Raw genomic sequence first — 15,344 nt, 5'->3', positions numbered from 1 at the left:
AGCATTTAATAATAAGCTCATCATGATAAATGAAAACTGTCGGAAATACAGTAGCATTTAAATATTTACAAGTAGAAGGTGTAATAGTTAATCCATGAATAGTCAAAACCAGCGCGTCGAGTTTATACAGCAAGCAATACATAGCGACGATTTTACGTGTGAGGCTATCACCTCGGATGCCAGTTTCCGGCGTTATTATCGCGTCAAACAACAAACGATGTCGTGGATCTTAATGGAGACACCGGTCGATAAACTCGATAATGCCCCTTTTATTGGTTTAAATACGGTGTTTGCAGAGCAAGACCTTAATGTGCCACAAATCCTTGCAAATAATGAAGAACAAGGGCTGTTACTGTTACAAGATTTAGGCTCTGAGCATTTGGCCGATAGGTTAGCATTGCCTTCTCGGCTAGAGGATTATCGTGCGTTGATAGCGCTTATTCCAGAAATAGCCAAAACACCAAAGAGTGAATGGATGAAGCCCTATGATGCTGAGTTCGTTGATATGGAACTTAATATCTTTTACGAGTGGCTTGTAACAAAATGGCTTGGTTTAACACCCACCGAATATCAACAAGTGCAATGGCATAATGTGAAGTTGAAACTCGTTGATGCGATGACTCGTCAGCCGCAGGCCACGATGCATCGAGATTTTCATAGCCGCAACCTGATATGTCATCAGTCTCAGTGGTATCTCATTGATTATCAGGATGCGGTACAAGGACCTGTCACTTATGATGCGGTTTCTCTGTTGCGGGATTGTTATACTCGTCTTGATGTACATGAGTTTACCGAGCTTCAGCAACATAGTTTTGATTGTTTAAAAGCGGCAAATTTATTAGGCGGCATGGATTTTAGCACCTATCAACATTACTTTGACTTAACGGGGATGCAAAGGCACCTTAAAGCTGCCGGGATTTTTACTCGCCTATTGCAGCGAGACGGCAAAGGCGGGTACTTAGAAAATATTTTGCCAACGTTACGCTACCTCGTTGAAGTAGCGAATAAGTATAAAGAATTTCAGTGGCTTGCAAGCTGGCTAGAGAATGACATAATGCCTCAAGCGCAGGCCAAATTAGGCACAAAATAGAAGTAACAATGAAAGCGATAATTTTATCTGCTGGTCGTGGTAAACGCATGATGCCACTGACCGCGAACCAACCAAAACCTATGCTTAACGTCGCAGGAAAACCACTACTTGAGCATCATATCGAGCGTTTAAAAGCGGCTGGGATCTGCGATATCGTGATAAATCTTGCATGGCAAGGTCAGGTGATAAAAGACTATTTCGGCAATGGTAGTCACTTCGGTGTCAATATTGAGTACAGTGATGAACCTGAGGGTGGATTAGAAACCGCAGGTGGAATCATTCAAGCACTGCCGATGTTATGTGAACAGGATGACAGCTTTATTGTACTCAATGGCGATATTTTTACGGACTATGATGTCAGCAGCTTAGTGCAGTTACAGCTCGGCAGCACAGCAGAGGGCCATTGCGAGGCGCACATTGTGTTGGTAGAAAATCCCGAACATAATCCTGAAGGCGATTTTTGCCTTGCCCATCAACCGCTCAATCAGCAAAAGTATACCTTGTCTGGCATTGGCAAATATCACCAAAGTTTTTTTACCGAGCTTGGGGCTGGCTTTATAAAACTAGGGCCGTTGCTGCGCAGTGGACTTGAGCAGCATAAAGTTTCTACTGAACTGTATTTGGGCGCATGGGACGACATCGGCACGCCAGAGCGACTAAAAATGATCAACGAAAAGTTAGGATATAGCGATGTGGGGTAAATTATTAGGCACAATTTTCGGCTTTTTATTTGGTCGTTGGCTAGGTGCTATTTTAGGTTTTTATCTCGGCCATTTATTTGATAAAAGTTTGCGTCAGGATTTTGATAAAGTCGGTGGCTTTCAAGGTTTCATGAAAGGTGAAGATCTGCATGAGCGCCAAGCCTTGTTCTTTTCCAGCTGTTTTTCTGTGATGGGACATATTGCGAAGTCTAATGGTCGAGTCAGCGAAATCCACATTCAAGCTGCGTCTGCGTTTATGAGCGAAATGGGCTTGCAGGGTGAAGAGCGAAAAGAAGCACAACATGCGTTTACTGCGGGAAAAAGCAGTGACTTTTCGATAAAAGAAGCGGTTACCGATTTTAAAGAAGCTTTTGCCAGACGCTATGACTTGAGGCAGCTGTTTTTAGAGATTCAAATTCAAATGGCATTTTGTGATGGTCATGTGTCTGATGCGGAGAAGGCCTTACTTAAACAAGTGAGCAAGTATTTAGGCTTTGCAGAAACACACTTTTTATTCCTGCTAAAACGCTACCAAGCAGAATTTGAGTTTCGCCGCTCACAGGCGTCGGGGAGATCGCAACATCAATACCAGCAACATGGCGGCCGTCAACCAGCATCACAAGATAATGGCTTAAGCCGTGCTAAAGCTTTGGCTGTACTGGGATTGAATGAAGAGGCAAATGAGCGTGATATCAAAAAAGCTTACCGCAAACTGATGTCGCAGCATCATCCTGACAAATTGGTGTCTCAGGGATTACCTAAGCATATGATGGAAGTTGCAAAGCGTAAAAGCCAAGATATTCAGTCTGCCTATGAATATTTAAAAAAGAGCTAACTTGAAACACTATAAGACGCGTAAAAAGCCGAGTAACTCCTTTCTGAGCCTTTGATGTTGGAGTGGATCGGTTTTTTCTCCAAAAAGCTCCCGTTGGCGATAATCTAATTTACTGTTTTTTCTCGCCCAGCGCGCTCTGTCCGGCGTATTGTCGACCACAATAGGATTGTCAAAACTGTAGTAAACATCCAGTAAAGCAGGGCTTATCAGAGAAAGGTTGGATGCTAAGTGCTTTTGCCGCGTTGCATTAGGCAGTTGTGGGCTAACAACGGCAAAGGCATCGATACGTAGATTGGGCAGGGTAGCTAAGTGCTCACCGAATAAACCTGCGCTATTACCAAATGCGACAACCACCAACTTTTCTGTTTGAGTCATGGACAGGGTGTTGTAAAGCACCTCAAAGCGGCTGATCAGGGCCATTTTATATTCGTCGAGATTAAATTCTGAAATGGGTGCAAGCGTTTGCTGAGCCGGTTTTTCAGCATCGGGGAGCGCGATGTCTTGCTCTAGCAGACTCGGTGCATAAGAAAGGTCTGGCGGAGTAAGGGTATAGGTGTCGTAGCCATCATCGCTTAAGCGTTTTGCAAGAAAGCTTATGCCGCTGTTATTGAGGGGTGGAGTTTGCATGTCTGGTAATAAGATCACGATGCCTTCACGAGCAGCTGCCATATATTCTTGATGAAATACATAAAAGCTCTCGTTTTCGCTTTCCAACTTAATCAATTGCGATGGCTCGTAGAACCGATTAGCGTCTTGCTGATAAAGAGAACCAAGCGGTGCTGCATCAATATGTTCTGCTGCAAAAGTTGTCGCGGGTAAAGCGGTAACAAGTAATAAAAGCGTTCTGATGATCATGGTACAAGCGCGTAAAATATCATAATTGGTTATCGACCAGTTAAGCGAAAGCTTTAGCTGTCGCTATTTTTTAGCGTTTTAAGTTAAACTGCTCGGCAGTGGAAATGAAAGGAGAAATTTGTGCAGTATAAAGATAGCAAACGAGACTATCTCTTTATGTTTTTGAAAGGGGCCGGAATGGGGGCTGCGGATGTTGTCCCTGGCGTTTCTGGCGGTACTATCGCTTTTATTACCGGTATCTATGCACGTTTTTTAAATGCCATCAAAAGTGTGAACTTACAGGCTTTGAGCACATTGCGCCGTGACGGCCTAAAAGCAACGTGGCAGTACATTGATGGTAGCTTTTTACTGGCGGTATTTTCTGGTTTGCTCATCAGTGCAGCGTCTTTGGCGAAGGTGATCACTTATTTATTGGAAGCACATCAAACATTGGTATGGTCATTTTTCTTTGGTCTTATCGTCGCTTCTTTTATTTATGTTGCAAAACAGGTCTCTCATTGGAACGGCCAAAATATTATCGCCTGCGCAGTTGGTGCTGTCGTGGCCTTTGCTATTACTTCTCTTTCACCAGCTGAAGCGCAAGCATCTCATTGGATGTTTTTTATCTCAGGTGCTATTGCCATTTGCGCGATGATCTTACCTGGGATCTCAGGGAGCTTTATCCTACTGTTATTGGGTATGTATGGTCATGTGCTCAGTGCGGTGAACCAGCTTGAATTTGGCTTAGTGAGTTTATTCTTACTAGGTTGTATTGTGGGGTTAATGTCGTTTTCGCGCCTACTCAGCTGGCTATTGGCGCACTATCAACAAGTAACGTTTTCGCTACTTGCTGGCTTTTTACTTGGCTCGCTTAATTTATTGTGGCCTTGGAAACAAGTGCTTACGACTTACGTGAATTCCAGTGGTATAGAAAAGCCATTGAGTCAGGCCAATATTTTGCCAGCACAATACAGTACGCTGTATGGTCAAGACCCGAATACGTTGGCATGTATTGCGCTTGCCATTGCAGGCCTTGCGCTGATCTTAACCATTGAAAAGATAAGCGAAAAATATTAATAAAATAGACATCTAGAACAATAGACACGCGTTGAGCTTACGTGTCTATTGTTCTAAACCACCCAGTCACAGAAAGTCGCGGCGCTTTTGTAAATGGCGCGACGTAAGTCACAGAATGAATTTTACTTACATCAAAAACCACCAGTGAATTGAACTTAGGTGCATAACTTTTAGTGGGTGTGCCATCACGTTCAAAAAACTGCAGTAGCCCGCCCCAGTCAGGGTGCCAACTTTTGCTTAGGCTAAGTACATAGGCATAAACCCGGCCCTCTGCTTCAACAATATCATTATGTCGCGTTAAATACTGACCACCAATAAATCGTGTTGCTTGGGCAGAGGTACGGATAATGTTCTGTCCAGATATCGCGGAAAAGCAGGACTGTACAGCGCTACTATTGAGGTTATTGTAGAGCTTTTTCAGCGCCTCAGGACTCGTCGATTCTATGGAGTGGCGGCCATACATAAAACCAACGCCACGTGATGCATAGCTATGTATATCTTCGAGCAAGGCTTGCTGCTCTTGTGGTGTTAAGGCAAGAATATCACTGTCTTTGACTGATTTTGCTGCCCCGTTATGAAAAAGTGCGAGTTGGTAGTCTAGGTTACAGAGGCACTCATGTAGTTGTTGAGCGTTTGTATCGTCTAGAATATTTTCAATCCGTGCAAAGCCTTCGTTGCTCAATTTTTGCTGTAATTCAATTTGTTGTTGCTGCGAAAGTTGAAGCATAAATACCTACTGCTGATGTATGGGCCTGTTTGTAATACTGTAAACAGCATGCCTTAGACTTCAGTCCAATGCTGATTACTTTTTATCTATGCTAAAGTGAGTTTGGCTGAAATGCCATCCCTCTGCACTCATCGATAGGCAAAAAAATGAAAATCAATGGACTACTGCTATTCTGTTGCGCATGGGTCATATCCGTGATCCCATCACCAGCCTTGGCGGCTCAAGGCACCTTAGATCTTACCAGCTCGACACTCGGCTTGGTTTGTATTGTTGTCTTCGTTTTAGCATACGCACTTGTAATGCTCGAAGAAAAACTCCATATGCGAAAATCAAAGCCAGTGCTCGTGGCGGCAGGCGTCATTTGGCTCATGATTGGGGCGTATTACGTCAATCAGGGGCAACCCGATGTTACCGAGCATGCATTTCGGCACAATTTGTTAGAATTTGCGGAGCTGATGTTGTTCTTGCTGGTTGCGATGACTTATATCAACGCACTAGAGGAACGCCGCCTTTTTGATGCGCTACGAGCGTGGATGATCCAAAAGGGTTTTAGCTATAAGAATCTCTTTTGGATTACTGGGTTTTTATCCTTTTTTATCTCTCCAATTGCAGATAACCTAACCACAGCCTTACTGATGTGTGCTGTGGTGATGAAGGTGGCTGAAGGTGACAAAGAGTTTATCAATTTAAGCTGTATCAATATTGTGATAGCAGCCAATGCAGGCGGTGCATTCAGCCCCTTTGGTGACATTACCACTTTGATGGTATGGCAAGCTGGTATGGTACATTTCAGCGAATTTTTAGCGCTATTTGTTCCTTCACTGGTCAATTACATCGTACCAGCACTCGTAATGAGTTATTTTGTGGCGGATAGAAAGCCCAGTGCAGTTTACGAAAGAGTAGAGCTTAAACGCGGCGCTTTGAGAATTTTAACTTTGTTCCTACTGACTGTCGCAACCGCTGTGCTTTCACACAGCTTGCTGCATTTACCACCGGTTCTTGGCATGATGATGGGCTTGGGCTACCTACAGTTTTTTGGTTACTTCCTAAGAATGACATTGCCTGGGTCATTAGCAAGAAAGCGAGCGATGGCCGAGAGAGAAGGGGATCAAGAGCGTCTCGAGAAGTTAGGAAGTGTTGTGCCATTCGATGTCTTTAGCAAAGTTTCACGCGCTGAGTGGGATACTTTATTATTCTTCTACGGCATCGTTATGTGTGTTGGTGGTCTTGGGTTTCTCGGTTATTTAAGTTTAATGTCAGAGATATTATACGGTGAATGGTCTGCAACCTATGCCAACGTATTCTTAGGCATTATTTCCGCGGTCATCGATAACATTCCAGTGATGTTTGCCGTGCTGTCGATGCAACCTGAAATGTCACATGGCCATTGGTTGTTGATCACGCTTACGGCTGGGGTAGGGGGAAGTTTACTTTCTATTGGCTCTGCGGCAGGTGTTGCGCTTATGGGGCAAGCTAGAGGCTATTATACTTTTATGGGGCACTTAAAGTGGGCACCTGTGATCTTGCTTGGTTATATCGCGAGCATTTTATGTCACCTGTGGCTTAACGAATCTGCTTTTAGCGTGTTTGGCTAGCGCTTACACAAGGTGTAGTGAGAGTGAATAATCAATATGTGCTTCACTCTCACTGCTTTTATTGCTCGGCGAGGTAATGCCGATAACGTTGTACCCATTCCTGTGATACTGGTTTATCCATATTCAGGACTTTCTCTACTTCAGTAATGACAATTGCACCATGTATTTTTCCTACCATAACGGGCGTCGCAACATCAGTGTTTGGTTTGATGCTACCATTAATCACTTCCACGGCCGCTACTCCTAATTCCGTGGCGAGCATTCTATCTTCAACAGATGGTGCCCCACCTCGTTGAATATGGCCTAACACGCAAAGTGCACAATTGATATCGTCATTGCTATTTAACTCTGTCTTAAGCGCTTGAGCGCCGCCTGGCCATAAATTTTCGGCCAGTATTATCAAAAAGCTACCGTGTTGATGTTGCTGCTCTATGGCATTTTTGAGATGAGTTAAGACCTGAGAGGTATTCTCTGCCGTGCAATTTTCAAATGAAATGATAGCCTCAGCACCTGTCGCAATACCTACATGGTAAGCAATATGTCCGTTATGGCGACCCATCACCTCGGTGATAAAAACCCGTTCAAAGGCATTTGCGGTATCGCGGATTTTATCTATTGCAGAGGTGGCAGTATTGATGGCTGTGGAAAAACCAATGGTGTTGTCACACCCTGAAAGGTCGTTATCTATAGTACCGGGAATACCAATTAGCTGACCTTGCCAGTGAGCTGCCAGCGCCTGCATTCCCCTAAACGAGCCGTCACCACCAATCACAATAAGTACGTCAATATGGAGCTTTCTCAGGGCATTTGCTGCTTGCAGCACGCCTGAGGGTTCTAGCATCGCAGGGCAGCGGGCACTTTTTAGAATTGTGCCACCAAGTTGGGTGATATCGGTGACGGAAACCGCACTTAGCTCGGTGTACTCTTGATTAATTAGACCATTGTAACCATGAAAAAAGCCAAAGCACTGAAATCCAGACCTCAGGGCACTTAATGTGATAGCTCTAATCGCTGAGTTCATCCCCGGCGCATCACCGCCACTTGTCAATACTGCTATCCTTTTCGTCATGTCGTCACTCTAACATTGCTTGGTTATTCTTTTTGTATACTATCAGAGTGATTTGAAGACAAGTTGATCGACATTAAATATAGAGATTAAGTGCGAGGATATATATAGAAAGGTAAAACGGCATTTAGGTTTACCTAAATGCCGTTTTAATTAACGTTGCGTGACTTTGCTAGCAAGTTCTTCACGTTGTGCGGTCGGTAGGTTATCCACGACGATTTGATAAGAATCATCGATCATTTTCTTTATTTCGTCTTCTGGAATAGTGCCATCTAAGATGACTGTATTCCAAAGACGCTTATTCATGTGATAACCAGGCACAACAGACGAATACTTATCTCTAAGCAATAATGCTTCGTCAGGGTCGCATTTTACATTTAACCACCAAACAGGTTCACCATTTTCATTTACTTGCCCCTCTTTCCCCTCAGTCAGAGTTGCAAACATTTTATGTTGAACTTTGTACACATCTACGTCTTGCGCAAAAGGCTTAGTGATAAAGGTTGCAGGCTTGGCCTGCAAATATTCATGTACGCTTTTCTGATCCATAGCCCGTGTCCTTGAAGTAACAGTTAATACTACATGAGAGTAAGTTTAGCAGCTCTTGTGATAATACTGTAATCGTCTATCAGTAAAAACTATCAGAAAGTCTATACTATGGCGTTATAACGCAGACAATTATTGAATAACTGACCGTTTTATATCGGTTTAACTCACAGTTGACGATTAAAATAAGTACAGTGTGTAAAAGCACTAAAATTTCAGTCGTCTACAATATTAGAAAAGCTAACTTTTAATTTCCAGTTAAGGACAAAGTCTGCTCAACACAGTACGCTAAAAATACACTCATAACCTAAGTGGACTAAGCTAGGAAATCATTGGCATTTGACCGTAAAAAATTTCCCACTTGTCTCTATTTCCCAAATTAGGAAAGTTACGGCATAACACCCCTTGTGCAATGCTATACCTCTAAACAGTCCGCTATTAAATTAAATAATACAAAAATATGCAACAATAATTTCTTCATTGATTAAATATTGAACGTTGTGTAGACTCATCGCCCGCATTAGTAAATAGTATCGAAATGTGATGTTTCTTTCCCAATAAAGAATGTTTTAGTTTTCTTTTTGAATTAAAAAACCGAGGTGTATCAGTGGCTTTTGGAATTATTTCAGCTTTATGTGCGATGGCAATGTATCTTCAAACTCTGTGGACTGGAATGCCGAGAAAACGCTGGTTAAGTTTGGCTTTAGTGGCAGGTCCCGCGGCGCTGGTTCTATTTCGAGTGCACTATCGCAGAGCGTGGATGCGTCGATGCGCAAATTTAGTTAGTTGGAAAGCATAAACGTAGTTAGGTCAAATGAAATAAGGCTATTGTACGAGCTGTAGGTTTGGTTTTTCACTCGGGGTGTGTTGCTTTAAAAATTGCTCAAATTCATTGCTTGAAAGCGGTTTTGAATAGTAATAGCCCTGAACTGTTTGGCAGTTTAACTGTTCTAAAATATTGAGTTGCTCTTCATTTTCAACACCTTCTGCGACAACATGAAGGTCTAAGTTGTGCGCGATAGTGACAATAGAGTCCACCATGTTTCTGCCGCGCTCGTTACCCATGTCATCGATAAATGCTTTATCGACCTTGAGTGTATTCAGTGGAAATTGCTTGAGATAAGCCAGTGATGAATAACCAGTACCAAAGTCATCCATGGCTAAGTGTATTCCTCTAGCACTGAGGGAGCGCATTATTGAAATTGCTTCTTTTGGATCGTCCATCACCGTTCCTTCTGTGATTTCTAACTCAAGAAAATAAGAAGGAAGTTGATTTTTTTGCAAGATAATGTCGATACGAGTGGTCAAATCCGGCAAGCTAAACTGCTTTGCTGATAAATTCACCGCAACTCTGCCATTAAACAATCCTTTATCAATCCAGCGCTTCACATCACGGCATGCTTTGTCTAAAACGACCTCTCCAATTTCGATGATCTGTCCAGTTTCTTCTGCGATGGGGATAAATACACCAGGACTTATCACCCCCTTTTTTGGGGTAATGAAACGTACTAACGCTTCCATACCAACCAGTTCGCCGGTTTTAATGTTCATTTTTGGCTGATAGTAGACAACAAAGTGATCCTCTTTGAGGCCATAACGCATTAAGTTTTCTATTTGCAGACGTTTAACCGCTTGCTCATTCATTGAATCATTAAAGAATAAATAATGGTTACCCTTTTGCTTGGCATGATACATAGCGGTATCTGCATTTTTCAGCAGGCTTTCAGGAGACTTACCATCTTCAGGGCATAGTACAATCCCAACAGAAGAGGTGATCACTAACTCGTGGTTAGCAATTTTAAAAGGCGTAGCAATCGCAGCTAGAAACTGTTTTGCAGTACGTGTAATAGTGTGAATATCATTGGTGCCTGAAATTACCAATGCAAACTCATCACCACCCAGCCGGTAAAAGGTATCTTGTTGGCGAGCAAGTTTATTTAGCCGCATTGCTAGTTTTGCTAGTAGCGTATCACCTAACTGGTGGCCCAGCGAATCGTTGATCTTTTTAAAGTTATCTAAGTCGAAGACAAGTAGGGCATGATGCGCCCCTTGTAACGATAGCTTTTGTAGATTGGTAAAGAACAGGTTGCGATTGGGGAGACCTGTCGTACGATCGCGATTTGATAAATTGTGGAGTTGTGATTCTGCTTTCTTACGTTCGGTTAAATCTGAGTAAACAACCACATAGTTGCTGATCTGGCCGTGATTATTTTTAATCTCGTCAATCGTAATTTCTATAGGCAAGAGTACGTCTGCTGCATTACGAAGTTTGAGTTCTTCTTGCCAATGCTCTGTTTGCTTTAGCTGAGCTTTTACTTGGGCGACAAACTTCTGATCATAACCCGGTAAGTTAAAGTGCTTATTCAGATAATGTTCCCGTTGACCACCAAATAGCTTCAAGTAGCTTGGATTTAGGTCGACTAAATTATAATGTTTGTCGTAAATTGCGATTGCGTCAGTAAGTGATTCAACACATTTTGCAAACAGATTTAACCTTTCTTCGGTACTCTTGAAGTGACTAATATCGCGAACCGTACCTGTCATTCTTAAGGGGTTGAGGTTGGCATCTTTCTCGATAATTTTGCCTCGGTCTAACACCCAATGATACTGACCTAGTTCATCTTTAATACGATAGCTAGCTTCAAAGAAAGGCGTCTTTTCTGCGAAATGCTGTTTCATCAGCTTTTCAACGATTAATAGGTCTTGCGGATGGATCCTATGCTGGTTGGGGATGATGCTGCCAGGCTTGGCAGAGTTCATGCCGTATTTGTCGTTGATCCGAACAATCTCACCTGATTGAATATTCCAGTCCCATAGTGTATCGCCACTGCCTTCAATCGTACTTTTAAATCGTTGTTCTGAGTGCTTAAGTTGAAGAGTGGACTTTTTGAGTTGGTGATTCGACCAAACTAAGTAAGGAATGCTGAGCAGAGCAATCACGCATGGTACAAGCCAGGCTAACTGGGCACCAGTTAATACACTTGCTTCACTGGCGTAAGTTACATGCGGAGTCAGTGATAAAAGTAGTGCATTGATTGTTATTGTTTTTATTTTTAGGCTCATATTATGCGTAATTCATAACTGCAATCTCTAATCTAAATCAAGCCATTGTAGTAGTCAAAAGGAAAACGTTGATTAAGGGTAAATTCAGGTTAATTGCGGTTTTTCACAACAGCGAAACAAAGTTTCAGATGAAATTCATTGCGCTAACGAATATGGTTGCGCATTTTTTGAGCTTCAGTTGAGACTTATATGGATGCGCTAGGTGAGGAAAGTCTTATTAGGTATCTGAAAACTTGATAAGCGCTCCTTGCTTACACTAAAGTATTAATTGCACTTTAAAATCAATCGTGGAGCATTTGGCTCTAGCATCTTATCTATATAGGCAAGGATGTCTTCTAGTTCCAAATCGGCCAAAGCCTGGATTAATCTTTGTTGCATATCAAACTGGTGAAAGTCATTGGTAATTGAAATCCACAAACGCTGCGCTCTTAGCCTCAGGTTTTTGTCTTGCTCCGAAATATGTAACAACAAGCTTTCTTTAGAGCGCTGCCAACTTTTCTCATCTAACTGATGTAATTGCTTTGCAAATTGTTTAAGAAATATAGTATGCCTTGTAAGTAGGTGCTTACTATCAAAGTTGGGGGATTGAATATAAAAAGCGATACCCGCACGTGTATTGAATGGTGCATATCCAGCGCCAACCAAATAACCAAGTTGTTCCTTCGTTCTTAACTGTTCAAAGTAATCTTGATTTATGAGGTTATTAACCGCCATCATGGTGACTTTTTCTTCAACAGAATCGGTACGTGATTGAAAATATTCAATGAAGGCATAATCACTGCCTTCACGTTCGATATGTTGTTCCGTTAGTTGCGTCAACTCGTTTAAGGGGCGTTTCAGATCTTCCAAGATTTCGCTGCTTGAAAACAGCCCGTGTACTGATGTTTTTAATTTTTCAGCATGTTTTAGTTGCCAATTACCATGCATAAAAGCTTTGACGTGAATGGCTGAAAAAAACTGCTTTCTGAACAATTGAAATTCGTTAAAGCTGGCACTTTTAAGTGCGCTGGCTAAATCTTCAGGACTTGGATTCCATGGCATCAAGTGAGCCCCAAGTCTGCTAAATAGTTCGCTCACTGGTTTATTCTTATTGTGATTTTTCCAGTGGCGGATAAGTTGCTTTTTATATTCTGCAAAGCGAGCTGCATGGATAGGTTGGTTCAGTAGCGCCTCGACTAGCTCTAAAACCAAGGTAATTTGATTACCTGTAAGTCCTGCAGTGTGCAGGGTTAAGCCTCCTTGATGAGAATTAATATGATAACTAAGGCCTGCCAATTCTGCGCTATAAAAACGCTCTGCAACAGCATCCATAAAGAGATCGGCAAACAGGCGAGATAGTGCCATATGTTTATGACAGGTGACGGACGGGGCGGAGTCTATTTCGAGATAAAAATGCCCCTTGGTAACTCTAAAAGTCAGATCTTGTTTAAACCAAAATTCAAATCCAGGCTGATCAGCAAGGCGGATCGGCGTATCTTGATCGCTCTCTACATCATGAAGTGGATTTTTCGCGCTAAGGTATGGATTAATTAATGGCAGCGACATTTGTGGCAAAGGCATATGCACATTATAAAGAGACTCAATCCAGTCTGTAGCTATCGGCGAGACACTATATGGCGTGTTGTACCACTTGGCCTTTTTATTTACCTCTACATTAGGGTGGATAAGCACAAGGCGCATATTGGTAGGGCACAAATGCATCAGTAGTTTTTCGTGTTGCTCTTGAGAAAAGCCATCCATGCGATAATCACCATAGAGAAAATCTTCTTCCTCATAGTGGTGCATATTAACGCTGATTGAATTTACCCAGTCTAACATGCGGCCAACTTCTTGGTTATCGAACGCGATATCCAGTAAAGTACTTTTGTCTTGGTAAAGGCGTGGTAGTGCGGCGGTATTTTGCTTAATTAATGCTATGTACTCGAACAGCATTTCCACTATGTCTTCATAGTATTCAATCCCTTCATCGGTAAGTGCAAAACTGATGTTAAAGTCTCTGAAATTACTACCCGTGATCCCACCACCAGCCGATAGTGCATTGATCCAACCTTGTGACTTGAGGATAGAGTACAGCGAGCCTTTACCTTCATACCCTAACAAATGGGCTAAAAAGCTCACACTCTTATGGCGGTATAAATCTGTAGGGTTGGGCATAGCAAAACTGACAATGAGTTTTTGCATATGCTTTCGGGGTTTGATTTTTAACTCCAATTGCAAGTCGCATTCACGATACATTGGAACTTGTATCGCTGGTTTTTCTTCTTTGGAGCCAATTATTTTCGCAAACGGTAAACTGTAGGATTCCAAGGCTGTCAACGGTTGTGGTCCGGCAACAACTAGTGTCATCCACTGAGCTTTATAATACTTATTAAAAAATGTGCGTAATTCACGGGCTATATTGCCATTACGATCCGCGAGAGTGTCTCGCGTACCAACAGAAAACTTGGCGAATGGGTGTTTAGGATTGATGGTTTCTTTATGAACTTGATAGATGCGACGGCCATCATCTTTGACTTTCATTTTAAACTCAGCGTCAATCGCCTCTCGTTCTTTTTCTGTGTCGCTATCACTCAATAAAGGAGATACAAAGAATTGGCTAAAACGCGCTAATGCTTCATCTAATCGTTCGGCGTCACAGTCAAAGTAATAGCTTGAATGCTCAGTACCTGTCCATGCGTTGCTTTGACCACCATATTGACTAATAAATTGAGAAAACCCACCAGAGTCAGGGTGTTCAACAGTACCAAGAAACAGCATATGTTCTAAAAAGTGTGCCATCCCTTGGCGATCTTCAGGATCGTCAAAGTGACCAACATTAACGGTTAATGATACGGCGCACTTAGCGGTTGAATCGTCATTGATCAACAAGACTCTAAGACCATTGTCCAGTGTTAGTAATTGGTACTGCCGACTATCATTATTACTCAGTTTCAATATGCTGCTGCCGATAAATTAGTTAAAAGATAACTGAAGGTAATTAGAATTTCATTTCATGTTAATCCTTCATTTGTTTTAATATAGCGAACAAACCAGTGAGATAGCTACCGGTTTAGAAGAAAATAATATCCAGCTGCATATATTGAGAAGTCAGCAAGCATAAGATCCTCTGTTGTGAGTGGTACAAAAGGGAAAGACCATTAGCGACAATAGTTTAAATGCGGATCTCATCACGCTTAAGTAAATATATGTAGGATGATATAAATAGAAGGTGCTGAACAGTATGAAGACTATCTTAATAATGCGTCATGGTGAGGCTGAACCTATGCAGGCTGATGATGCGAGTAGAAACTTAACCGAGCAGGGGCTAAAGCAAGCCAAGGATATGGGTCAGTGGTTGAAACAGTACTTTGAGATAGATGCTGCGCTTGTAAGCCCCTTCGTCAGAGCACAACAAACAGCGGAGCAAGTACTTGCACCTCAAACTCCCAAATTTATTGAAACCTGTTCAGACATAGTGCCGAGTGGTTCAGCACACACAGCTATCGATTATCTAGAAACGCTTATGTCTATGTATCCCGTATATCAAACTTGGATTTTGGTTGCACATATGCCGATTGTCAGCTATTTAGTCGATCGTTTGTGTCCTGATACGATGCCTATCTTCTCGACTGCTGCTGTAGCTATAATTGAATACAATGAACAGACTGGACGCGCCGAATTTACATCAATGCAGTTACCTTAAGCTTTTTATTCATAATTGGCATAGAAAGGCTAAAACTTCCCTTTAATCGGTCTAATGTCCTCTTTTTAATTTTGTTTGAACTTTATCATTACACCGGTGTCATATCATTGGCATTGCAATCATGGTTT

The 15,344-nt window shown here is 42.2% G+C and carries 12 protein-coding genes; 6 read left to right on the top strand and 6 right to left on the bottom strand.

Annotated elements, in window-relative coordinates:
- The first annotated feature begins 94 nt into the window (after positions 1-94).
- The 3 genes from ABMY45_RS12260 to djlA are packed head-to-tail and all read left to right on the top strand — an operon-like array spanning position 95 to position 2,626.
- Positions 95-1,090 carry a phosphotransferase gene (locus tag ABMY45_RS12260; RefSeq protein ID WP_349288927.1) on the top strand — a complete coding sequence of 332 codons (996 nt, stop codon included), beginning with the start codon at positions 95-97 and terminating at the stop codon, positions 1,088-1,090.
- An 8-nt stretch (positions 1,091-1,098) separates the two neighbouring features.
- Positions 1,099-1,791, top strand: a complete 693-nt coding sequence (gene murU, locus ABMY45_RS12255) for an N-acetylmuramate alpha-1-phosphate uridylyltransferase MurU (protein WP_102057425.1) — start codon at positions 1,099-1,101, stop codon at positions 1,789-1,791.
- A complete protein-coding gene (gene djlA, locus ABMY45_RS12250; protein ID WP_227386887.1) occupies positions 1,781-2,626 on the top strand; it encodes a co-chaperone DjlA in 846 nt (281 codons plus the stop codon). Before murU ends, djlA begins: the two co-directional genes overlap by 11 nt.
- A 9-nt stretch (positions 2,627-2,635) precedes the next feature.
- Here the strand turns inward: djlA and ABMY45_RS12245 are convergent, their stop codons facing one another.
- Positions 2,636-3,481 carry a DUF3530 family protein gene (locus tag ABMY45_RS12245; protein ID WP_349288926.1) on the bottom strand — a complete coding sequence of 282 codons (846 nt, stop codon included), beginning with the start codon at positions 3,479-3,481 and terminating at the stop codon, positions 2,636-2,638.
- 120 nt (positions 3,482-3,601) lie between these two features.
- Here ABMY45_RS12245 and ABMY45_RS12240 point away from each other — a divergent pair, with 120 nt between their 5' ends.
- Positions 3,602-4,537 (top strand): DUF368 domain-containing protein, encoded by a 936-nt coding sequence (locus ABMY45_RS12240; protein ID WP_010606014.1) that lies wholly within the window; start codon positions 3,602-3,604, stop codon positions 4,535-4,537.
- A gap of 37 nt (positions 4,538-4,574) precedes the next feature.
- Here the strand turns inward: ABMY45_RS12240 and ABMY45_RS12235 are convergent, their stop codons facing one another.
- Positions 4,575-5,264, bottom strand: coding sequence for a 2OG-Fe(II) oxygenase family protein (locus ABMY45_RS12235; RefSeq protein ID WP_174169788.1), 690 nt, complete (start codon positions 5,262-5,264; stop codon positions 4,575-4,577).
- A gap of 146 nt (positions 5,265-5,410) precedes the next feature.
- Between ABMY45_RS12235 and nhaD the strand changes: the two genes are divergently transcribed.
- Complete coding sequence (gene nhaD, locus ABMY45_RS12230) at positions 5,411-6,859, top strand: sodium:proton antiporter NhaD (RefSeq protein ID WP_029215836.1); 1,449 nt, start codon at positions 5,411-5,413, stop codon at positions 6,857-6,859.
- 58 nt (positions 6,860-6,917) lie between these two features.
- Here nhaD and ABMY45_RS12225 read toward each other — a convergent pair whose 3' ends face one another.
- The 4 genes from ABMY45_RS12225 to ABMY45_RS12210 form a co-directional block, all read right to left on the bottom strand.
- Positions 6,918-7,928, bottom strand: coding sequence for an ATP-dependent 6-phosphofructokinase (locus ABMY45_RS12225; protein ID WP_174169789.1), 1,011 nt, complete (start codon positions 7,926-7,928; stop codon positions 6,918-6,920).
- 150 nt (positions 7,929-8,078) lie between these two features.
- Positions 8,079-8,474, bottom strand: coding sequence for an MmcQ/YjbR family DNA-binding protein (locus ABMY45_RS12220; protein ID WP_010606018.1), 396 nt, complete (start codon positions 8,472-8,474; stop codon positions 8,079-8,081).
- Positions 8,475-9,296: 822 nt separating this feature from the next.
- On the bottom strand, positions 9,297-11,534 hold the full coding sequence (locus ABMY45_RS12215) for a bifunctional diguanylate cyclase/phosphodiesterase (protein ID WP_010606019.1): 2,238 nt from the start codon (positions 11,532-11,534) through the stop codon (positions 9,297-9,299).
- A gap of 264 nt (positions 11,535-11,798) precedes the next feature.
- Entirely contained in the window at positions 11,799-14,468 is a 2,670-nt protein-coding gene (locus ABMY45_RS12210; RefSeq protein ID WP_349288925.1) for an insulinase family protein, read from the bottom strand.
- Positions 14,469-14,754: 286 nt separating this feature from the next.
- Between ABMY45_RS12210 and sixA the strand changes: the two genes are divergently transcribed.
- On the top strand, positions 14,755-15,216 hold the full coding sequence (sixA, locus tag ABMY45_RS12205) for a phosphohistidine phosphatase SixA (protein ID WP_010606021.1): 462 nt from the start codon (positions 14,755-14,757) through the stop codon (positions 15,214-15,216).
- The last annotated feature ends 128 nt before the right edge of the window (positions 15,217-15,344 follow it).

The organism is Pseudoalteromonas sp. XMcav11-Q (assembly GCF_040104525.1).
Lineage (GTDB): Bacteria > Pseudomonadota > Gammaproteobacteria > Enterobacterales > Alteromonadaceae > Pseudoalteromonas.
The sequence above is the reverse complement of the archived record's forward strand: the minus strand, read 5'-3'. Positions and strand labels throughout refer to the sequence as shown.